We start from the raw sequence: 19,107 nt of genomic DNA, 5'->3' as shown, positions 1-19,107 counted from the left end.
GGCGGAGAGGCATCATGAAGTCCGTGCCCCACGCGACATCGCTCCGCCGCGCGCCGGTCCAGCGGCGCAGTGCCGAACGGCTGACCAGGATCCTCGACGCCTGCGCCGAACTTCTCGACGAGGTCGGCTACGACGCCCTGAGCACCCGCGCGGTCGCCCTGCGCGCCGGTGTGCCCATCGGCTCCGTCTACCGGTTCTTCGGCAACAAGCGGCAGATGGCCGACGCCCTCGCCCAGCGCAACCTGGAGCGGTACACCGAGCGGGTCACCGAGCGGCTGAGGAAGGCGGGCGGTGGGGGTACCTCCCGCGCCGGCGCAGCCGGGCATCGGGGAGACTGGCGGGCCGCGATGGACGCGGTCCTCGACGAGTACCTGGCCATGAAGCGCACCGCGCCCGGCTTCTCCCTGGTCGACTTCGGCAACCAGATACCGGTCGGCGCCCGGCACACCGAGCCCAACACCCGCGTCGCCGACCGCCTCACCGACCTGCTCTCCGGCTACCTGGGCCGCACCCCCGACGACGACCTGCGCCGGGTCTTCCTGGTCGCCGTGGAGAGCGCGGACACCCTCGTCCAGCTGGCCTTCCGGACCGACCCGGACGGCGACGAGGCGATCATCACGGAGACCCGGGAGCTGCTGCGGGCGTATCTGGCGCGCGTGCTCGACTGACCCTCCCCGCCATCGTTCACGGCAAGAGACCTCCCCTCCATGCGTACCGGTCGGTATGCTCGCCCCGAGCCGTGCCGCGCACACCAGGCACCGCCGCCGACCCCCGGGAGGACCCGTGCCCCGCACCGCCCTGCGAATCTGCCCCCTGTGCGAGGCCACCTGCGGGCTGACCCTCACCATCGAGGGCACCCGTGTCACCGGCGCCCGCGGTGACCGCGAGGACGTCTTCAGCGAGGGGTTCATCTGCCCCAAGGGCGCCTCCTTCGGGGCCGTCGACTCGGACCCCGACCGGCTGCGCACCCCGCTTGTGCGCAAGGACGGCGAACTGCGCGAGGCCACCTGGGAGGAGGCCTTCGACGCGGTCGCCGCCGGGCTCCGGCCCGTCGTGGAGGGCCACGGCCCGGACTCCGTCGGCGTGGTCCTGGGCAACCCCAACGTGCACACCGTGGCCGGCGCCCTCTACCCGCAGGTCCTTCTCGCCGGCCTGCGCACCCGCAGCCTGTTCACCGCCTCCACGGTCGACCAGATGCCCAAGCACGTCTCCAGCGGGCTGCTCTTCGGCGACGCGAACGCCATCCCCGTACCGGATCTGGACCACACCGGCCATCTGCTGCTCATCGGCGCCAACCCGCTGGAGTCCAACGGCAGTCTGTGCACCGCCCCCGACTTCCCCGGCAAGCTCAAGGCGCTCAAGGCCCGCGGCGGACACCTCACCGTGGTGGACCCGCGCCGCACCCGCACCGCGAAGCTCGCCGACCGGCACCTGGCGATCCGCCCCGGCACCGACGCCCTGCTGCTCGCGGCGATGGCGCACACCCTCTTCGCGGAGGACCTGGTCGACCTCGCCGACCTCGCCCCGCACGTCCAGGGGCTCGCCGAACTCCGGGAAGCAGTACAGGACTTCACCCCCGAAGCCGTGGCCGAGGCCTGTGACGTCGACGCGCGGACCATCCGCACCCTCGCCCGCGAACTCGCCGCCGCCCCCACCGCCGCCGTCTACGCCCGCATCGGCAGCTGCACCGTCCCGCACGGCACCCTGGCCAGCTGGCTGGTGGACGTCCTCAACATCCTCACCGGCAACCTGGACCGGCCCGGCGGCGCCCTCTTCCCGCAGGCCGCCACGGACAGGACGCCCCGCCCGGCCGGCCCCGGCCGCGGCTTCGCGCTCGGCCGCTGGCACTCCCGGGTGCGCAAACTCCCCGAGGCCAAGGGCGAGTTGCCGCTCTCCGCGCTCGCCGAGGAGATCGACACCGGCACCGACCAGGGCGAACCGATCCGCGCCCTGATCGTCGTGGCCGCCAACCCGGTGCTGTCCGCGCCCGACGGCGACCGCCTCGACAAGGCCCTGGACTCCCTGGACTTCATGGTCAGCGTCGACCCGTACCTGAACGAGACCTCCCGCCACGCCGACGTCGTGCTGCCCCCGCCCCCGCCCTCCCAGAGCCCGCACCACGACTTCGCCTTCAACACCCTCGCCGTGCGCAACCAGGTCCGCTACAGCCGCCCCGCCGTCCCGCTGGAGCCCGGCCGTATGGCCGAGAGCGAGATCCTCGCCCGGCTGATCCTCGCGGCCACCGGCATGCACGGCGCCGACCCGGCCGCCGTCGACGCCATGGTCGTCGACCAGACCCTCGGCAAGGCCGTACAGGAGAAGCACTCGCCGGTGTACGGCCGCGACCCCAAGGAACTCGCCGCCGAACTCACCGGCGAGACCGGCCCCGAGCGGCGGCTGGACCTGATGCTCCGCCTCGGCCCGTACGGCGACGGCTTCGGCGTACGGCCCGACGGGCTGACCCTGGACAGGCTGCTCGTCCACCCGCACGGCATCGACCTCGGCCCGCTGCGCCCGCGCCTGCCGCAGCCGCTGAAGACCCGCAGCGGCAAGGTGGAGTTGCTGCCCGAGCCGATCGCCGCCGACCTGCCGCGGCTCCGTCAGGCCCTGCGCGAGCGCCCCGAGGGACTCGTCCTCGTCGGCCGCCGCCACCTTCGCTCCAACAACAGCTGGATGCACAACCTGCCCGCCCTCACCGGCGGCTCGAACCGCTGCACCCTGCACATCCACCCCGAGGACGCGGCCCGCCTCGGCGTCCGGGACGGGGCGGACGTACGTGTGAAGGGCGCCGGGGGAGAGGTGGTGGCGCCGGCCGAGGTCACCGACGCCGTACGGCCCGGGGTGGTGAGCCTGCCGCACGGCTGGGGCCACGACCGCCCCGGCACCCGCCTCGGCCACGCCACCACCACCCCCGGAGTCAACGTCAACCAGCTCCTCGACGGCAGCCTGCTCGACCCGCTCTCCGGCAACGCGGTCCTCAACGGCGTCCCCGTCCAGCTCGCCGCAAGCCTGTGACCTGGACTTTCGCGCTTATTGCTCACACGTCAACATCTAGGGACTTTCCATGGCGCCCGGTGGGAACCGCGGCTGGCTGCTCCGCCTCGTCCTCGCCTTCGGCCTCGCGCAGGGGGCGGTGTCGATGGCCCGGCCCGCCGTCTCCTACCGGGCCCTCGCCCTGGGCGCCGACGAACGGGCGGTCGGCGTCATCGCGGGCGTCTACGCCCTGTTGCCCCTCTTCGCCGCCGTACCGCTCGGCCGGCGCACCGACCACGGCCGCTGCGCACCCCTGCTGCCGGCGGGCGTGGTCCTGATCTCCGGCGGCTGCGCGCTGAGCGGACTGGCCGGCTCCCTCTGGGCGATGGCCCTGTGGAGCGGGGTGATGGGCCTCGGCCACCTCTGCTTCGTCATCGGCGCCCAGTCGCTCGTCGCCCGCAAGTCCGCGCCGCACGAACAGGACCGCAACTTCGGGCACTTCACCATCGGCGCCTCCCTCGGCCAGCTCATCGGCCCCGTCGCCGCCGGCGCCCTGATCGGTGGCCCCGTCATGGCGCACAGCAGCGCGCTCGCCCTGGTCGTGGCGGGCGCGGGCGCGGCCGTCGCCTTCGCCTCGCTGTGGCGCATCGAGGACCGTACGGCCGTCAAGTCCGGTGCGCGGCAGGGCGACCGCGTGCCGGTGGGCCGCATCCTGCGCGTCCGTGGAGTGCCCGCGGGCATGCTGATCAGCCTCTCCGTCCTGTCCGCGACGGACATCCTCACCGCGTACCTCCCGGTGGTCGGCGAACACCGGGCCGTCGCCCCTTCGGTGGTCGGCGTGCTGCTCAGCCTGCGCGCGGGCGCCACGATCGCCTGCCGTCTGGTGCTCACCCCGCTGCTCCGGCTGCTGGGCCGCCCCGCGCTGCTCACCCTGACCTGTTTCCTGGCGGCGGTGCTGTGCGCGGGGGTCGCGGTGCCCGTGCCGGTGTGGGTGCTGGGTCTGATGCTCACGCTTTTGGGCTTCTGTCTCGGAGTGGGCCAGCCGCTGTCGATGACGACGGTGGTGCAGGCGGCGCCGGCGGAGGCCCGCTCCACGGCGCTCGCGCTGCGCCTGACCGGCAACCGGCTCGGCCAGGTGGCCGCGCCGGCCGCGGCGGGCCTGGTCGCGGGCCTGGCGGGGGTCGCGGCGCCATTCGTCCTGCTGGGGGCGTTGCTGCTGCTGTCCGCGGGGGTGGCGCTGCGGTCGCCGGAGAAGCCGGAGAAGCCGGAGGAGACGGAGGGCGAGGGGCGGACCGCGCGTCGGAGGCCGCTGCGCTCGGCATTGCGCCGCACGAGCGATCTCTGACGACGCGCCGGGTGTCGGTTCGTCAGATATGCGGCGCATAAAGCACAGTCCAGACGAAAGAGGGATTGTATGAAAATCGTCTGACGCGGAGGAATGTGCATGCCCACCCTGACCTCACCACGTGCCTTCGGTTCCCGTGCGGGCGCCACTGTTGTCCTCACCGCCCTCGCCGCGGCGGTTGTGTCGTGGGTGGCGGCACCGACCGCGGCGGCCCAGGCCGGCGAGAACGGCGACATCAGGATCCATCCCGTGGGCCCGGCGGGCCCCGACAACACGACGGACGCCCCGGTGGTGTGCAAGTTCTACCTGGACGCCATCAACTTCGACGCTCTGCCCACCATCCCCTACACCATCACGGCGCAGCCCCCGTTGCCCACGGCGGCCACGACCACCGGCACCATCCAACTCGGCGGCGGCGCCGGTCACACGGACACGATCGGGCTCGCCGACGGGCAGTACACGCTCACCTGGGTCGTGTCCGGCGCCACGAAGGAGAAGATCTTCCGGGTCAGCTGCCATGGCAGGAGACACGAGGAGAAACACGAACCGGGCGGTCAGATCTCGGACGACCACCGGGACGACGCAACATGGGGGCGTGGCGACCACTACGACCCGAGGGGCGGCGTGCACGCGGGCGGCGGCGGGCTGATCGACACCGCCGCGGCGTACTCACCGGTGGCCGCCGCGGGCGCCGTGGGCCTGACCGCGGTCGGCGGTGCCGTGTACGTCCGGCGGAACCGCCGGCGGCCCCATGGCGCCGCGTAGGCGCAGACGCAGGCCGTGGTACCGGACCCGCGCCTACCGCCTCACCAGGACGGCCCTGCTGGTGACCGTCCTGGTGACGGCCGGGAGCCGGTGCGGGGGGCGCGGCGGGGCCGGCCAGGCCGGCGGCCCGGACGGGCTGGCGGCCGCCGGTCCGGGCGTCTCCAGTGCCGACGGACGCCCCACGCCCCCGCCCCGTCCGCTGCCCCGGTCCCGGCCGACGTCCTTCCGCATCCCCTCGCTGGGGATCGACGCCCCGGTCGCGGCCGTCCGGCTGGACGGGGAGCGGCAGTTGGAGACGCCGCCGGTCGACCGGCCCAAGCTGGTCGGCTGGTACGAGGGCGGCCCCACACCGGGCGAGTCCGGCACCGCGATCGCCGTCGGCCACCGCGACACCAGGACCGGACCCGCCGTCTTCGCCGCGCTCGCCTTCGTCAAACCCGGCAATCCCATCGAGGTCAGGCGCGCCGACGGCCGTACCGCCGTCTACAGCGTCGACCAGGTGAAGGTCTTCGACAAGGCGGGGTTTCCGGACCAGGAGGTCTACGGCCGGACCCGGCGCCCCGAACTCCGCGTGCTCACCTGCGGCGGCCTCTACACCCGGCGGACGGGCTACACCAGCAACGTGGTGGTCTTCGCCCACCTGACCGCGACCAAGTGACGCGCAGGGCCGCGCGATGTCTTCCCCCGGCCGGGCACAATCCGTTAACTTCCGTGACCCACAGGCCCCGTTCGACCCGCGCGGGGTCTTCGGACCACGGAGCAGCGGCGCTCCGGACAGCCCCCGGGGGCGGCAGGCATGACACGCGCCATCGAACTGCACGACGTGAGCAAGTCCTACGCACGCGGCCCGCGCGTGGTCGACGGGCTCTCGCTGGACATCGCGCCCGGCGAGTTCCTGGTCCTGCTCGGCCCGTCCGGCTGCGGCAAGTCCACCGTGCTGCGGATGATCGCCGGACTGGAGGACATCGACGAGGGCGAGCTGCTGCTCGACGGCGAGTACGCCAACCACTGGCAGCCCTCCGAGCGGGGCATGGCCATGGTCTTCCAGAACTTCGCCCTCTATCCCAACATGACCAGCCGCGACAACATCGGTTTCCCGCTGCGCATCGAGGACCCCGGCGCGGATCCCGCCCCCCGCGTCTCGGCCACCGCCCGCATGCTGGGCATCGAGGAACTGCTCGACCGCTTCCCGAGCCAGCTCTCCGGCGGCGAGCGGCAGCGGGTCGCCATGGGCCGGGCCATCTCGCGCCACCCCTCCGCCTTCCTGATGGACGAGCCGCTGTCCAACCTCGACGCCAAGCTGCGCAACCACCTGCGCGCCGAGATGTCCCAGCTCACCCGAGAGCTGGGCGTCACCACGGTGTACGTCACCCACGACCAGGCCGAGGCGATGTCCCTCGGCGACCGGGTCGCCGTGCTGCGCGGCGGCCTCCTCCAGCAGGTCGGCACCCCGCGCCAGGTCTACGCCCTGCCCCGCAACGTCTTCACCGCCGCCTTCATCGGCACCCCGCGCATCAACCTGCTGCGCGGCCTGGTCCGCGCCCCGCTGGACGGCGCCATGACCATCAGCCTGGGCAAACAGGCCCTGCGGCTGCCCGAACCGCTCTGCCTGGACCACCAGTTGCTGCGCGTGCAGCAGGGCCGCGAAGTGATCGTGGGACTGCGGTCGGAGGCGGTGCGAATCGCCAAGCACAGCTCCGCCCGGCCCGGGGAGGTGGCGATCACCGGGCTCGTGGAGCACGTGGAGTTCCAGGGGCACGAGATCCTGGTCCACTTCGACACCGGCTCCCGGCCCGCCGTCGTACCCGAACTGGAGGCCCCGCGCCCCGCCGCCCGGCCGACGCGACGGCGGCGCAGGGAAGGCCCCTCCGCACTGGACCGGCTGCGGGAACGGGCCGGAGCGCGGCGCGCCGGGCCGGTGGTCGTGCTCGAACACGGGGGAGAGGGCGGGCCCGAGCCCGCGCCCCCGGAGGGCCGGCTCCCCGGCGACCTGGTGGTGCGCACCACCCCGGACCTCCGGCTGCACCACGGCATGCAGGTCCCGCTCCTCGTCGACCTCGCCCATCTCTTCGTCTTCGACCAGCAGGGCGACCGCATCTGCCCGTCGCCCGACCGGCTGCCCGACCTGGACGAGTGAGCTGCCCCACCTGCACGAGTGGGCACCGGCCCCGGCGATGATGTCCGGGTACGTCCGGCAACCGCTGGCGCCAAAAAACTAACGTCGCTAGTTTGTGTGCCGGACGACGCAGACCCGCCGGGAGGAAGCAGCATGAAGGCACACGACGGCCTGTACATCGACGGCGCCTGGCGCCCCGCCGAGAGCACGGATGTCATCGAGGTCGTGAACCCGGCCGACGAGCAGGTCATCGCCAGGGTCCCGGCGGGCGGCGCCCTGGACGTCGACACCGCCGTACGCGCGGCCCGCGCCGCCCTCCCCGCCTGGGCCGCCACACCGCCGGCCGAGCGCGCCGCGCGCCTCACCGCCCTCCGTGACGTCCTCGTGGCCCGCAAGGACGAGATCGCCGAGACGATCACCGCCGAACTGGGCGCCCCGCTGCAGTTCTCCCAGGCCGTGCACGCGGCCGTGCCGATCGCGGTCGCCGGCTCCTACGCCGAGCTGGCCGCGACCCACTCCTTCGAGGAGAAGGTCGGCAACTCCACGATCCTGCACGAGCCGGTCGGGGTGGTCGCCGCGATCACCCCCTGGAACTACCCGCTGCACCAGATCGTCGCCAAGGCCGCCCCGGCGCTCGCCGCGGGCTGCACGGTGGTCCTCAAGCCCGCCGAGGACACCCCGCTCACCGCCCAGCTCTTCGCCGAGGCCGTGCACGAGACGGGCGTGCCGGCCGGTGTGTTCAACCTGGTCACCGGCCTCGGCCCGGTCGCCGGCCAGGCGCTCGCCGAGCACCCCGGCGTGGACCTGGTCTCCTTCACCGGCTCCACCGCGGTCGGCAGGCAGATCGGCGCGGTGGCGGGCGCGGCCGTCAAGCAGGTGGCCCTCGAACTCGGCGGCAAGTCCGCCAACGTCGTCCTGCCGAGCGCCGACCTCGCCAAGGCGGTGAACGTCGGCGTCGCCAACGTGATGTCCAACTCCGGGCAGACCTGCAGCGCCTGGACCCGCATGCTGGTCCACCGCGACCGGTACGACGAGGCGGTCGAGCTGGCCGCCGCGGCCGCCGCCAAGTACGGGGACCGCATCGGCCCGGTCGTCAACGCCAAGCAGCAGGCGAGGGTGCGCGGCTACATCGAGAAGGGCATCGCCGAGGGCGCCCGCCTGGTCGCCGGCGGCCCCGAATGCCCGCAGGAGAAGGGCTACTTCGTCAGCCCCACGGTCTTCGCGGACGTGACCCCGCAGATGACCATCGCCCAGGAGGAGATCTTCGGCCCGGTCCTGTCGATTCTGCGGTACGACGACGAGGAGGACGCCCTGCGCATCGCGAACGGCACGGTCTACGGCCTCGCCGGCGCCGTCTGGGCCGGCGACGAGGCCGAGGCGGTGGCCTTCGCCCGGCGCATGGACACCGGCCAGGTGGACATCAACGGCGGACGGTTCAACCCCCTGGCCCCCTTCGGCGGCTACAAGCAGTCCGGAGTCGGCCGCGAACTCGGCGCGCACGGACTCTCCGAGTACCTCCAGACCAAGTCCCTCCAGTTCTAAGGAAGTACCCGAGCCATGGCCGTACGAGCCGCCGTCCTGCCCGCCATCGGCGCACCCCTGGAGATCACCGGCATCGAGCTGCCCGACCCGGGCCCCGGACAGGTCAGGGTCCGCCTCGCCGCCGCCGGTGTCTGCCACTCCGACCTGTCCCTGTCCAATGGCACCATGCGCGTACCGGTCCCGGCCGTCCTCGGCCACGAGGGCGCCGGCACGGTCGTGGCCGTGGGCGAGGGCGTCACCCATGTCGCCGAGGGCGACCCCGTCGTCCTCAACTGGGCCCCGTCCTGTGGCAGTTGCCACGCCTGCACGCTCGGCGAGGTCTGGCTGTGCGCCAACGCCCTGAACGGTGCCGCCGACGTCTACGCCCGCACCACCGGCGGCACCGACCTGCATCCCGGCCTCAACGTGGCCGCGTTCGCCGAGGAGACGGTCGTCGCCGCCTCCTGCGTGCTGCCCCTGCCGGAGGGCGTGCCGCTGGTGGACGCGGCCCTCCTCGGCTGCGCCGTCCTGACCGGCTACGGCGCCGTCCACCACTCGGCGAAGGTCCGCCAGGGCGAGACGGTGGCCGTCTTCGGCGCGGGCGGCGTCGGCCTCGCCACCCTCCAGTCGGCGCGCATCGCGGGCGCGTCCAGGATCATCGCCGTAGACGTCTCCCCGGCGAAGGAGGAGCTGGCCCGCGCCGCCGGCGCCACCGACTACGTCCTCGCCTCCGAGAACACACCGCGTGAGATCCGTGCCCTCACCGGCAAGCAGGGCGTGGACGCCGCGGTCGAGTGCGTGGGCCGCGCGGTGTCGATCCGCGCGGCCTGGGACTCCACGCGCCGGGGCGGCCGTACGACGGTCGTCGGCATCGGCGGCAAGGACCAGGAGGTCACCTTCAACGCCCTGGAGCTCTTCCACTGGGGCCGCACCCTCTCCGGCTGCGTCTACGGCAACACCGATCCCGCCCGCGATGTGCCGGTGCTCGCCGAGCACGTAAGGGAAGGCCGCCTGGACCTCTCGGCGCTGGTGACGGAACGGATCGCCCTGGAGGGCATCCCGGCCGCCTTCGAGAACATGCTCGCGGGCAAGGGCGGCCGGGCGCTGGTGGTGTTCTGAGGTTCAGGTGACCTTCTCGGGTCGCGGCTTCTCACCGGCCGCGACCCGCACCGTCCGGCCACCACGGGCGCGGGACCGCGACACCGCGACACCCGCGAGACACAGCACACCGCCGCCCAGCGTGAGCACGCCCGGCACCTCGCCGAGCACCAGCCACGACATCAGCACCACCAGCGCGGGCACGGCGTACGTCGTCACGCCCATCCGGCTGGCGGTCGTGCGGGCCAGGGCGTAGGCCCAGGTGGTGAAGGCCAGGGCGGTCGGAAACACGCCCAGGTAGACCATGTTCAGGGTCGCCGACGCGGGCGCATGGGCCATCTCGTGCGCCAGCTGCCCGGCGAACGGCAGACACGCCACCGCCCCGACCAGACACCCGAACGTCGTCACCTGCAGGGCACTCGCCTGCCCCAGGGCCGGCTTCTGCGCGACGACACCGGAGGCGTACGCGACGGCGGCGGTCCCGAGCTGTGCTCGGGACCGGGCCACGCGGACCTCGCCAGTTCAGGACGACCATTTGGAGCTCTCCCGCGCAGGACGCGGGATTCCCACCTGGATCGCTCCGGCGGGTTGGACGGCGCTTGGGTCCGCCTTACGACTGCCCTCCCGGCAACCGAAGCGGGTCCGAGACCCACTCAATGCGCCTCAACAGCTTGGTTGTTGCTGTCGAGGCCAGAAAGCGTAGCGCGGACAAGCGTCCTCGCGCGGGGGTTTTCCGATGACACCCTTGGGGGAGTCCGCGATGTCGCCTTCCCCGAGCCACTGCCCCCGACGCCAGCCGCCCCAGGGCCAGCGCGCCGGGGGAGTACTCCTGCCCCGCGCTCCGGATCGCCACGAAGGCCGACGCCCAGAGCACGACGGTCACGCAGGCGGCGCCGGCGGGGAGAAGACGTTGACGTGGGACGGTGCTCATCATGCTCCCGAGGTTAGGTTTCGGTCGTTGCCGGGGCTGGCGGAAATCGGACGGTGAAGCGCCCCGAACGGGCGCGGGGAACCGCGCGACCGGCCACGACGCCCCCGCACCCGGCAGACGAGAAGACGCCGCACCCCAGTAGCCGCCATCAGCACAGCTCTTCCCGCGAGATACCCAGCAAGGACGCCAACTCCCGCTCCCCCGACAGAGTCACCTTCACCGCCCGCTCCGACCCGATCCGCACGCACCACCCCGCATCCAGCGCATGCCGGCACAGCGCGGCCCCCGCCGCGCCCGCCAGATGAGGCCGCCGCTCGGTCCAGTCCAGGCACGCGCGGGCCAGCGGACGCCGCCCCGAAACCTCAAGGGCGATCCCTGCCGCACGGAACCACTCCACGCCCGCGTCCGTCAGCGCGAACCCGGTGTCCTGCCGCAGCAACCCCCGCACGGTCAGCGCGTCCGTGACCGCGATCCCGAGCCGCCCCGCGAGATGGTCGTAACAGGTACGCCCCCGAGCCATGGCCGACCCGGCACTCGACTCGCGCAGGCTGCGAGGAGACTGCCGTACAGCCGCCGGAGGCACCTGCGCGGCGAGATCCTCGACGAGTGCGGCCACCCGCGTGTCGGCCAGCCGTACATAGCGGTGCCGCCCCTGCCGTTCCTCCGTGAGCAGGCCGCCGGCCACCAGCTTGCCCAGGTGCTCGCTGAGCGTCGACGCGGCGACCCCCGCGCGCCGGGCCAGCTCACCGGCCGTCCAGGCCCGCCCGTCGAGCAGCGCCAGCAGACAGGCGGCGCGGGTCTCGTCGGCGATCAGAGAGGCGAGCGCGGCCAGGCCGGCCGCCTGTGGGTCCTTGGCGGTCATACCGCCCAGCATGCGGTACGGACACTTCGGCGCTCACCGAATTATCGCTGCACGCCCTGCTGCACCTGCTGCCGTACCTGCTCGTACTGCTGCGCCAGCCCGTCCAGCAGCGCCGTCAGACCGGTCTCGAAGGCCCGTTCGTCGATCTTCTCCTGCTGCTCGGCGAGCAGATGGGCCTGGCCGAGGTGGGGATAGTCGGCGGGGTCGTACGCGCTCGCGTCGTCCACGAAGCCCCCGGCGAACGAACCGAGCGCGGAGCCCATGATGAAGTACCGCATCAGCGCGCCGATGGAGGTCGCCTGGGCCGGCGGCCAGCCGGCGTCGACCATCGCGCCGTACACGGCGTCGGCCAGTCGCAGTGCGGCCGGGCGGCGCCCCGGACCTCTGGCCAGTACCGGGACGATGTTCGGGTGGTCGCGCAGGGCGGCCCGGTAGGAGACGGCCCAGTCGTGCAGCGCGGTGCGCCAGTCCCGGCCGTCCTCGAACATCGACAGGTCCACCAGAGCGCTCACCGAGTCGGCGACCGCCTCCAGGATCTCGTCCTTGGTGCGGAAGTGGTTGTAGAGCGAGGGCCCGCTCACGCCCAGCTCGGCGGCGAGCCGACGGGTGGAGACGGCCGCCAGGCCCTCCCGGTCCACGAGTTCCCGGGCCGTCTCGACGATCCGGTCGGTGCTGAGGAGGGGCTTGCGCGGTCGGGCCATGGCGCACATAGTAGGGCTGCGACCGGAAACTAGCAGTGCTAATTTAAATGTACGGCTTTCAAGATCCGTCGATGGATCCTTTCTGTGTGGGGTGATCACGTGGTGAACCTGGAGCTGAGCGAGGAGCAGGCCGCCGTACGGCAGCTCGCCCGGGACTTCGTGGAGCGCGAGATCGCCCCGCACGTCGTGGCATGGGACCGGAGTGAGGAGGTCGACCGGGGCGTGGTGAAGAAGCTGGGCGAGGTCGGCTTCCTCGGGCTGACCGTCGACGAGGAGTACGGCGGCTCGGGCGGCGACCACCTCGCCTACTGCCTGGTCACCGAGGAACTGGGGCGCGGCGACTCCTCCGTGCGCGGGATCGTGTCCGTGTCCCTCGGACTCGTCGCCAAGACGATCGCCGCCTGGGGCGACGAGGAGCAGAAGCGGCGCTGGCTGCCGGGGCTGACCGCGGGCGAGTACGTCGGCTGCTTCGGCCTCACCGAGCCCGGCACCGGCTCGGACGCGGGCAACCTCACCACCCGCGCCGTACGCGACGGCGACGACTACGTCATCAACGGCGCCAAGATGTTCATCACCAACGGCACCTGGGCCGATGTGGTGCTGCTCTTCGCCCGCTCCACCGACGCCCCCGGCCACAAGGGCGTCTCCGCCTTCCTGGTGCCCACCGACACCCCCGGTCTGACCCGCCGCACCATCCACGGCAAGCTCGGCCTGCGCGGACAGGCCACCGCCGAGCTGGTCCTGCAGGACGTGCGGGTGCCGGCGTCGGCGATGCTCGGCCAGGAGGGCAAGGGCTTCTCCGTGGCCATGTCCGCACTGGCCAAGGGGCGGATGTCGGTGGCTGCGGGCTGCGTCGGCATCGCCCAGGCCGCACTGGACGCGGCCGTGCGGTACGCCGGTGAGCGCGAGCAGTTCGGCAGGCCGATCGCCCACCACCAGCTGGTGCAGGAACTGATCAGCGACATCGCCGTCGACGTGGACGCTGCCCGGCTGCTCACCTGGCGGGTCGCCGATCTGATCGACCGCGGGCAGCCGTTCGCCGTCGAGTCCTCCAAGGCCAAGCTGTTCGCCTCCGAGGCCGCTGTCCGCGCCGCCAACAACGCCCTGCAGGTCTTCGGCGGTTACGGCTACATCGACGAGTACCCGGCCGGCAAACTCCTGCGCGACGCCCGCGTGATGACCCTCTACGAGGGCACCAGCCAGATCCAGAAGCTGCTCATCGGCCGTGCCCTGACCGGGGTTTCGGCGTTCTGAGCGCCTCTGTCTGAGTACGCGTCTGAGTACTTCGGCGGATGTGGCGCGGACCACGTCCGCCGATGCTTCTCCCATGAGTGACACACCGGTCAAGCAGCAGAGCACGGCCGCCTTCTACGGTCAGGCCGTCGCCTCCTTCTCCATCGCCATGGCGGCCACGGCCGTCGGCATCTACCAGCTGGACACCAGCGCCTGGGTCCGGGCCTTCCTCGCGATCGCGGTGCTGTACCTCGTCACCTCCGCCTTCACCCTCGCCAAGGTGATCCGGGACCGCCAGGAGGCCGGGCAGATCGTCAGCCGGGTCGACCAGGCGCGGCTGGAGAAGCTCCTCGCCGAGCACGACCCCTTCGAGAAGATCTGAGCAGGCGCGCTAAGCGCTCGCTCACCGTCGGCGGTATGGTGGTGCTCCTGTCACCGAGAGGGGCGAGCGAGCGATGAGTACGGCGGAGGAGACGACCGGCGGCGAAGTGGAGCCGTGGGAAGAGGTCACCCCGGACGCGGCCCGGCGGCTGCTCGTCGCTGCCGTGGAGGCCTTCGCCGAGCGCGGCTACCACGCGACGACCACCCGGGACATCGCGGGCCGGGCCGGCATGAGCCCGGCCGCGCTCTACATCCACTACAAGACCAAGGAAGAGCTGCTCCACCGGATCAGCCGCATCGGTCACGACAAGGCCCTCGACATCCTGCGCACGGCCGCGCGGCGGGAGGGCACCGCGACCGAGCGGCTGGCCGACGCGGTCAGCTCCTTCGTCCGCTGGCACGCGGGGCGGCGCACCACCGCCCGGGTCGTGCAGTACGAACTCGACGCCCTCGGCCCCGAGGCCCGCGCCGAGATCGTCGCGCTGCGCCACCAGGTCGACGCCGAGGTGCGCGGGATCATCGAGGACGGCGTGACCTCGGGCGAGTTCGACGTGCTCGACGTCAAGGGGACCACGCTCGCCGTGCTGTCGCTGTGCATCGACGTGGCCCGCTGGTTCAACGTGGACGGCCCGTTCACCCCCGACGAGGTCGGCGCGCTCTACGCCGACCTCGTGCTCCGGATGGTGGGTGCCAGGTAGGGCGCCCACCGGGTCACAGGTAGTACCGGGCCACCGACTCCGCGACGCACACCGGCTTGTCCCCGCCCTCGCGCTCCACGGTGAAGGCCACCGTCACCTGGACGCCGCCGGCGACGTCCTCGACGCCGCTGATCGTCGCGGTGGCGCGCAGCCGGGAGCCGACGGGGACGGGGGAGGGGAAGCGGACCTTGTTGGTGCCGTAGTTCACGCCCATCTTCACGCCCTCGACCCGGATCAGCTGCGGGCCGAAGAGCGGGAGCAGCGAGAGGGTGAGATAGCCGTGCGCGATGGTCGTCCCGAAGGGCCCCGCGGCTGCCTTCTCCGGGTCCACGTGGATCCACTGGTGGTCGCCGGTGGCCTCGGCGAACAGGTCGATGCGCTTCTGGTCGACCTCCAGCCAGTCGGTGTAGCCCAGCTGCTCGCCCACGGCCGCCTTCAGCTCGTCGGGGGAGGTGAAGGTCCTCGGTTCTGCCATGTTCCCGGCCTCTCGCTCGCGTCTCGGTCGCGTCTCTCTCGCGCCTCTAAGCAACTGCTTAGCATGGTCGGGCGAGGGGCGCCTGTCAACGGACCGTGACCGGCGCCGGGCGACTAGGCTCTGAGGGGTGCCCCAGATCCCCGAGAAGATCCACGAGCTGACCGTCGGCCAGTTGTCAGCGCGCAGCGGCGCCGCCGTCTCCGCGCTGCACTTCTACGAGTCCAAGGGCCTGATCAGCAGCCGCCGCACGCCCGGCAACCAGCGCCGGTACAGCCGCGACACCCTGCGCCGGGTCGCCTTCGTACGGGCGGCACAGCGGGTCGGCATCCCGCTGGCCACGATCCGGGACGCCCTGGCCGAGCTTCCCGAGGAACGGACACCGACCCGGGAGGACTGGGCGCGACTGTCGGAGAAGTGGCGGTCGGAGCTCGAAGAACGCATCAAGCAGCTCAACCGTCTGCGCGACCACCTGGCCGACTGCATCGGGTGCGGGTGTCTGTCCCTGGAGAACTGTGTCCTGTCCAACCCGGACGACGTGTTCGGCGACCGGCTCACGGGGTCGCGGCTGTTCGCGGAGGGGCGGTGAGATCCGGCGCCCGGCCACCGCGCCGGGCGACCGGTCACTCGTACTCGGTGCCGCCCTTGCGCGTCAGGTACGCCGGGCTCACCGCCTTCGCGATCGCCCGCCCCCCGGTCACCGTGCTGTACCGCTCCACGGCCGGCCGTATCACCACGCCCTCCCGCAGATGCAGCCCCCGTCCGGACACCGTCTCCCGTCCGCTCGCGAACTCCAGCACCCGCTCGATGTCGTACGGCCCCGCGTACAGCCGGGGCACCACCGGCAGTTCCCCCTCCAGCAACTCCGCCGCGTCCAGCCAGCGCACAGTGCCGTCCACGTCCGCCGAGACGTCGAACGCCGCGTATCCCAGCGTCTCCCGGCGTCCGTCCGCGCCGTACGACAGGTCCTGCACCCCCGCGCCGTACACCTCCCCGAAGATGCCGACCCGGCGCGCGCCGAGCCGCTCGGCCAGCCGGGCCGCCGCCTCGGCGACCCCGTGGCCCCGGATCGCCCGCCAGTACAGGTTCCGCGGATCCTCCTTCAGGGCCAGCGACCTGGCGCCGAAGCCCTTGGAGGAGACGTACACCCGATCCTCGCCGGCGACGTACGTCAGCAGGCAGGCCGAGCCGTGGAGCTTCTCCGTCAGGACGACGGGCTCGCCCGGGGTGAAGATGTCGGGGTAACGCTGGATGTTCTCGATGTCGACCCACGGCAGCAGGTCGGGAGCGGACTCCACCTCGCCGCTCATGGTCGGCGGGATCGGCGGCACCCACTTGGCGATACCCAGCCGCTCGGCGAAGTCCGTCCCCTCGGCCGCCGCCCGCGCCAGGTCCACGTCCGCCAGCGCCTTCGGCCGGCACACGATGCCCTGCGACAGCTCGCCGCGCAGCCGTACCGCCTTGACCCTGTTCGCCTCGCCGCCCGCGAGCCGTCCGGTCAGTCCCAGCTCCTCGATCAGGTCGGGCGGGAGCACGGACTGCTCGGGGATGTAGACGGCGGCCTCACCGGTACGGTACGCGCCCTTGGCGACGACGGCCCGGTACAGACCCACCTGGGCCAACTCCAGCGCGTCGGCGTTCGGATGCTCGTGGACGGTCAGCACTTCGGCGGTGACCCGCAGCGTGGACATGGGACTCCCCGTGTTGTTCATGGGTTCGGTTTCATCGGCTCCACTGTCCGGACGGGAATCGGGTGGAGCGAGCCGATTTACGGCTGATAGCGTCGGCCCCTTCGGGCGGCCCCGGGGCCGCGCACGGAGTACCGAACGGGGCCCGACTCCCTTGCCCACGCCCGCCCTTGCCGCCGCGCTCGCGGACATCGACGCCGTCTTCAACGGCTTCTCCAGCCCCACGGAGACCGGCTGCGAGCGCTGCTTCGCGCCGGAGGAGACGGCGTACCTGCGCACGCCGTACACCCGTCTCCCGCCCGACCTGCTGAGCCGCTTCGTCCGCAAGGTGCCCGACCACTTCGAGGACCACGCCGCCGTCATGCGGCGCCTGCTGCCCCAGTGCGCGCACGCGATGGCGGACGGCACCCTGGACGACGTCGGCTGGGCTCCGCACGGGCTGAGCCGGGTGGACTGGCGATCCTGGCCGGCCGAGCAGGCCTCGGCCGTCGAGGCGTTCGTGCCCGCCTGGTGGGAGGACGTGCTCGCGGCGCCCGAGCCGCCGTACAGCCCCGAGCACGTCTTCGAGACCTGCGCCTCGATCCTGCGCACGATCACCCCGCTGCTCGACCGGTGGCCGACCGGTCCCGTTGCCGACGCCCACCTCGTCGGTTGCGCCCGCTCCTGGCTGTACGACCTGGTCAGCGACGACTGGCCGTTCACCTGGTGGGAGCCGGAGGACGAGGCCGCCGCTGTCGCCGAACTGCGGTCCTGGCTCGCCCGGCACGCCCCCGAGCGGTTGCGGGCCCGGGGCGAGCCGGATCTGGCGACCCGTGCCCGGCTCGTGGGCCTGCCCTACGACGAGCGCTGGAACGACCCGTACTGGACCAGCCCCTCCGCGACCAGCTGAGCATTCCCCGCCGCCCGTGTGCCGTCCGGCAGGAACAGCGTGTCCTCCAGGCCGATCCGGGTGGCCAGGCCCAGGCGACCGGCCAGCCGCAGCACCGGCCAGGTGCCGCCCTCCTCGCCGTGCAGCAGCACCGGGCGGCCGTGGGTGGAGTCCAGCTCGGCCAGCAGGGCCGGCGCCGAGGCCTCCGCGGTAGCCGGGTCCGGGTCGGTCACCTCCGCGAGCACGCGCAGCACCCGCGGGCCGAGGGGCGAGGCCGCGAACCGGGCCGCGCCGTCGGTGCCGGACCAGATGCCGGCCTCGATGCCCACGCCCATGGCGATGAGCTGTTCGGCGACCGCTTCGGCGCCCGGCTCATGCCAGTTGACCGAGGCGAAGTCGGGCAGCACGGACCAGCTGCGCACCCGTGCGAGCCTTTCTGCCGGATCGGGCTCCGCCCAGGCACCGGTGGTCACCCCGACCGGCACCGGCACCCGCGCCCGTATCGCCTCCAGGGTCGGGGCGAGGACGCGCGGCGAGAGGCTGTCGTGTCCGCACGGCGTCTTCGGATGAACGTGGACCGAGGTGGCCCCGACCGCCACGGCCTGCGCCGCGGAACGGGCCATCTCCTCGGGCGACATCGGCAGCCCCGCGCCGTCGGCGGCCGAACGGCTTCCATTGAGACACACCTGCACCATGCTGTCGATGGTGCCAGCCACCACCGACAACGGCCCCCGGCCACCGCACAGAGGGGGCGCGGCATCCCCCAACGCACCCCCCGGACATGCCCCCCGTTGGTACCTCGCTGCTCAGGCCGACATCAGCAGCCGCCCCCGCCTCGCGAACTCCAGTGCCTGCGGCGTCAGTACCGGACGCGGCACCAGGATGCCGCAGTCCGTGCAGACCGGGCCGGACGACGGCTCGTGGTCCAGGCCGTATCGCCAGACCAGGCGGTGCCCACCGCACACCGGGCAGCCCGAGCCCGGTTCCCGCTGCAGGGCGGCGATCAGCCGGCGCAGCACCTCGGCCAGCGGCTCGTCGGGGTGGACCCGCGGGTCGTCGCACCAGGCGACCCCGAACCCTCCCCAGGTCAGCCGGTGCCAGTCGTCCACGCTGCCCGGCCGGCGCAGCCCGTCGTGCTTCTCCTTCCTGCGCCGCTCGGTGAAGTCGGTCTCATAGGCGAGCCAGACGGACCGCGCCTCCTCCAGCTCCTCCAGTGCGGCCACGAGCCGCGCCGGGTCGGGGGAGCGGTCCTCGGGGCCGAAGCCCGCCCGGGAGCACAGATGGTCCCAGGTCGCCCGATGCCCGTAAGGGGCGAACTTCTCAAGGCACTTGCGCAGTGAGTAGCGCCGCAGTGCCAGATCGCAGTCCGGATCGCGTACCTGTCTCGCCAGACTTCGGAAACCGGCCATCGCCCTGCACCTCCGTCACACCTGCACCTGTACTTCGGTCACTTCG

General features: G+C 72.6%; 19 protein-coding genes and 1 pseudogene. 13 read left to right on the top strand and 7 right to left on the bottom strand.

Annotated features, from left to right (window positions below; all coding sequences use genetic code 11):
- Window positions 1–14 precede the first annotated feature (14 nt).
- From ACWCQS_RS28105 to ACWCQS_RS28070, 8 genes are all read left to right on the top strand, one after another.
- A complete protein-coding gene (locus ACWCQS_RS28105) occupies window positions 15–668 on the top strand; it encodes a TetR family transcriptional regulator (protein WP_451007031.1) in 654 nt (217 codons plus the stop codon).
- A gap of 115 nt (window positions 669–783) precedes the next feature.
- Window positions 784–3,015, top strand: coding sequence for a molybdopterin oxidoreductase family protein (locus ACWCQS_RS28100; protein ID WP_451007030.1), 2,232 nt, complete (start codon window positions 784–786; stop codon window positions 3,013–3,015).
- Window positions 3,016–3,064: 49 nt separating this feature from the next.
- Window positions 3,065–4,318, top strand: a complete 1,254-nt coding sequence (locus ACWCQS_RS28095) for an MFS transporter (RefSeq protein WP_451007029.1) — start codon at window positions 3,065–3,067, stop codon at window positions 4,316–4,318.
- Window positions 4,319–4,417: 99 nt separating this feature from the next.
- Entirely contained in the window at window positions 4,418–5,083 is a 666-nt protein-coding gene (locus ACWCQS_RS28090; RefSeq protein WP_451007028.1) for a hypothetical protein, read from the top strand.
- Window positions 5,070–5,741: a class F sortase gene (locus ACWCQS_RS28085; protein WP_451007027.1), complete on the top strand. Its 672-nt coding sequence runs from the start codon at window positions 5,070–5,072 to the stop codon at window positions 5,739–5,741. Before ACWCQS_RS28090 ends, ACWCQS_RS28085 begins: the two co-directional genes overlap by 14 nt.
- Before the next feature lie 138 nt (window positions 5,742–5,879).
- The gene (locus tag ACWCQS_RS28080) at window positions 5,880–7,220 is read left to right on the top strand and encodes an ABC transporter ATP-binding protein (protein WP_451007026.1); all 1,341 of its coding nucleotides are present in this window, start codon (window positions 5,880–5,882) and stop codon (window positions 7,218–7,220) included.
- 132 nt (window positions 7,221–7,352) lie between these two features.
- Window positions 7,353–8,741, top strand: coding sequence for an aldehyde dehydrogenase family protein (locus tag ACWCQS_RS28075; RefSeq protein WP_451007025.1), 1,389 nt, complete (start codon window positions 7,353–7,355; stop codon window positions 8,739–8,741).
- 15 nt (window positions 8,742–8,756) lie between these two features.
- Window positions 8,757–9,839, top strand: a complete 1,083-nt coding sequence (locus ACWCQS_RS28070) for a Zn-dependent alcohol dehydrogenase (RefSeq protein WP_451007024.1) — start codon at window positions 8,757–8,759, stop codon at window positions 9,837–9,839.
- 3 nt (window positions 9,840–9,842) lie between these two features.
- Here ACWCQS_RS28070 and ACWCQS_RS28065 read toward each other — a convergent pair.
- The 3 genes and pseudogenes from ACWCQS_RS28065 to ACWCQS_RS28055 form a co-directional block, all read right to left on the bottom strand.
- Window positions 9,843–10,749 (bottom strand): annotated as a pseudogene (locus ACWCQS_RS28065) (DMT family transporter).
- A 148-nt stretch (window positions 10,750–10,897) separates the two neighbouring features.
- Window positions 10,898–11,611, bottom strand: coding sequence for an ArsR/SmtB family transcription factor (locus ACWCQS_RS28060; protein ID WP_451007023.1), 714 nt, complete (start codon window positions 11,609–11,611; stop codon window positions 10,898–10,900).
- A 41-nt stretch (window positions 11,612–11,652) separates the two neighbouring features.
- Window positions 11,653–12,312: a TetR/AcrR family transcriptional regulator gene (locus tag ACWCQS_RS28055; protein ID WP_055705771.1), complete on the bottom strand. Its 660-nt coding sequence runs from the start codon at window positions 12,310–12,312 to the stop codon at window positions 11,653–11,655.
- A gap of 102 nt (window positions 12,313–12,414) precedes the next feature.
- Between ACWCQS_RS28055 and ACWCQS_RS28050 the strand changes: the two genes are divergently transcribed.
- From ACWCQS_RS28050 to ACWCQS_RS28040, 3 genes are all read left to right on the top strand, one after another.
- Complete coding sequence (locus ACWCQS_RS28050) at window positions 12,415–13,566, top strand: acyl-CoA dehydrogenase family protein (protein WP_451007118.1); 1,152 nt, start codon at window positions 12,415–12,417, stop codon at window positions 13,564–13,566.
- Between the two features lie 73 nt (window positions 13,567–13,639).
- Window positions 13,640–13,927: a YiaA/YiaB family inner membrane protein gene (locus ACWCQS_RS28045; protein WP_388626491.1), complete on the top strand. Its 288-nt coding sequence runs from the start codon at window positions 13,640–13,642 to the stop codon at window positions 13,925–13,927.
- Between the two features lie 73 nt (window positions 13,928–14,000).
- On the top strand, window positions 14,001–14,624 hold the full coding sequence (locus ACWCQS_RS28040) for a TetR/AcrR family transcriptional regulator (protein WP_451007022.1): 624 nt from the start codon (window positions 14,001–14,003) through the stop codon (window positions 14,622–14,624).
- Window positions 14,625–14,637: 13 nt separating this feature from the next.
- On the opposite strand, the gene ACWCQS_RS28035 is transcribed toward ACWCQS_RS28040, so the two are convergent.
- On the bottom strand, window positions 14,638–15,099 hold the full coding sequence (locus ACWCQS_RS28035) for a MaoC family dehydratase (RefSeq protein WP_450982358.1): 462 nt from the start codon (window positions 15,097–15,099) through the stop codon (window positions 14,638–14,640).
- Between the two features lie 127 nt (window positions 15,100–15,226).
- Here ACWCQS_RS28035 and soxR point away from each other — a divergent pair, with 127 nt between their 5' ends.
- Window positions 15,227–15,685: a redox-sensitive transcriptional activator SoxR gene (gene soxR, locus ACWCQS_RS28030; protein ID WP_451007021.1), complete on the top strand. Its 459-nt coding sequence runs from the start codon at window positions 15,227–15,229 to the stop codon at window positions 15,683–15,685.
- 34 nt (window positions 15,686–15,719) lie between these two features.
- On the opposite strand, the gene ACWCQS_RS28025 is transcribed toward soxR, so the two are convergent.
- Entirely contained in the window at window positions 15,720–16,787 is a 1,068-nt protein-coding gene (locus tag ACWCQS_RS28025) for an RNA ligase (ATP) (protein ID WP_451007020.1), read from the bottom strand.
- Window positions 16,788–16,938: 151 nt separating this feature from the next.
- Between ACWCQS_RS28025 and ACWCQS_RS28020 the strand changes: the two genes are divergently transcribed.
- Window positions 16,939–17,673 carry a hypothetical protein gene (locus ACWCQS_RS28020; RefSeq protein WP_451007019.1) on the top strand — a complete coding sequence of 245 codons (735 nt, stop codon included), beginning with the start codon at window positions 16,939–16,941 and terminating at the stop codon, window positions 17,671–17,673.
- On the opposite strand, the gene ACWCQS_RS28015 is transcribed toward ACWCQS_RS28020, so the two are convergent.
- Entirely contained in the window at window positions 17,619–18,347 is a 729-nt protein-coding gene (locus ACWCQS_RS28015) for a 3-keto-5-aminohexanoate cleavage protein (RefSeq protein ID WP_451007018.1), read from the bottom strand. The genes ACWCQS_RS28020 and ACWCQS_RS28015 overlap by 55 nt on opposite strands.
- 111 nt (window positions 18,348–18,458) lie before the next feature.
- Entirely contained in the window at window positions 18,459–19,061 is a 603-nt protein-coding gene (locus ACWCQS_RS28010) for a hypothetical protein (RefSeq protein WP_451007017.1), read from the bottom strand.
- Window positions 19,062–19,107: the final 46 nt, after the last annotated feature.

The sequence above is a fragment of the Streptomyces sp. NPDC002076 genome (assembly GCF_053593835.1).
This window is presented reverse-complemented; position numbering and strand designations above follow the sequence as displayed.

What these genes read in the sequence shown, in the direction of transcription:
- ACWCQS_RS28105 (WP_451007031.1), top strand. Translation starts at nt 15, where the DNA reads ATGAAGTCCGTGCCCCACGCGACATCGCTCCGCCGCGCGCCGGTCCAG.
- ACWCQS_RS28095 (WP_451007029.1), top strand. Translation starts at nt 3,065, where the DNA reads ATGGCGCCCGGTGGGAACCGCGGCTGGCTGCTCCGCCTCGTCCTCGCC.
- ACWCQS_RS28090 (WP_451007028.1), top strand. Translation starts at nt 4,418, where the DNA reads ATGCCCACCCTGACCTCACCACGTGCCTTCGGTTCCCGTGCGGGCGCC.
- ACWCQS_RS28085 (WP_451007027.1), top strand. Translation starts at nt 5,070, where the DNA reads ATGGCGCCGCGTAGGCGCAGACGCAGGCCGTGGTACCGGACCCGCGCC.
- ACWCQS_RS28080 (WP_451007026.1), top strand. Translation starts at nt 5,880, where the DNA reads ATGACACGCGCCATCGAACTGCACGACGTGAGCAAGTCCTACGCACGC.
- ACWCQS_RS28075 (WP_451007025.1), top strand. Translation starts at nt 7,353, where the DNA reads ATGAAGGCACACGACGGCCTGTACATCGACGGCGCCTGGCGCCCCGCC.
- ACWCQS_RS28070 (WP_451007024.1), top strand. Translation starts at nt 8,757, where the DNA reads ATGGCCGTACGAGCCGCCGTCCTGCCCGCCATCGGCGCACCCCTGGAG.
- ACWCQS_RS28060 (WP_451007023.1), bottom strand. Translation starts at nt 11,611, where the DNA reads ATGACCGCCAAGGACCCACAGGCGGCCGGCCTGGCCGCGCTCGCCTCT.
- ACWCQS_RS28055 (WP_055705771.1), bottom strand. Translation starts at nt 12,312, where the DNA reads ATGGCCCGACCGCGCAAGCCCCTCCTCAGCACCGACCGGATCGTCGAG.
- ACWCQS_RS28045 (WP_388626491.1), top strand. Translation starts at nt 13,640, where the DNA reads ATGAGTGACACACCGGTCAAGCAGCAGAGCACGGCCGCCTTCTACGGT.
- ACWCQS_RS28040 (WP_451007022.1), top strand. Translation starts at nt 14,001, where the DNA reads ATGAGTACGGCGGAGGAGACGACCGGCGGCGAAGTGGAGCCGTGGGAA.
- ACWCQS_RS28035 (WP_450982358.1), bottom strand. Translation starts at nt 15,099, where the DNA reads ATGGCAGAACCGAGGACCTTCACCTCCCCCGACGAGCTGAAGGCGGCC.
- ACWCQS_RS28025 (WP_451007020.1), bottom strand. Translation starts at nt 16,787, where the DNA reads ATGTCCACGCTGCGGGTCACCGCCGAAGTGCTGACCGTCCACGAGCAT.
- ACWCQS_RS28015 (WP_451007018.1), bottom strand. Translation starts at nt 18,347, where the DNA reads ATGGTGCAGGTGTGTCTCAATGGAAGCCGTTCGGCCGCCGACGGCGCG.
- ACWCQS_RS28010 (WP_451007017.1), bottom strand. Translation starts at nt 19,061, where the DNA reads ATGGCCGGTTTCCGAAGTCTGGCGAGACAGGTACGCGATCCGGACTGC.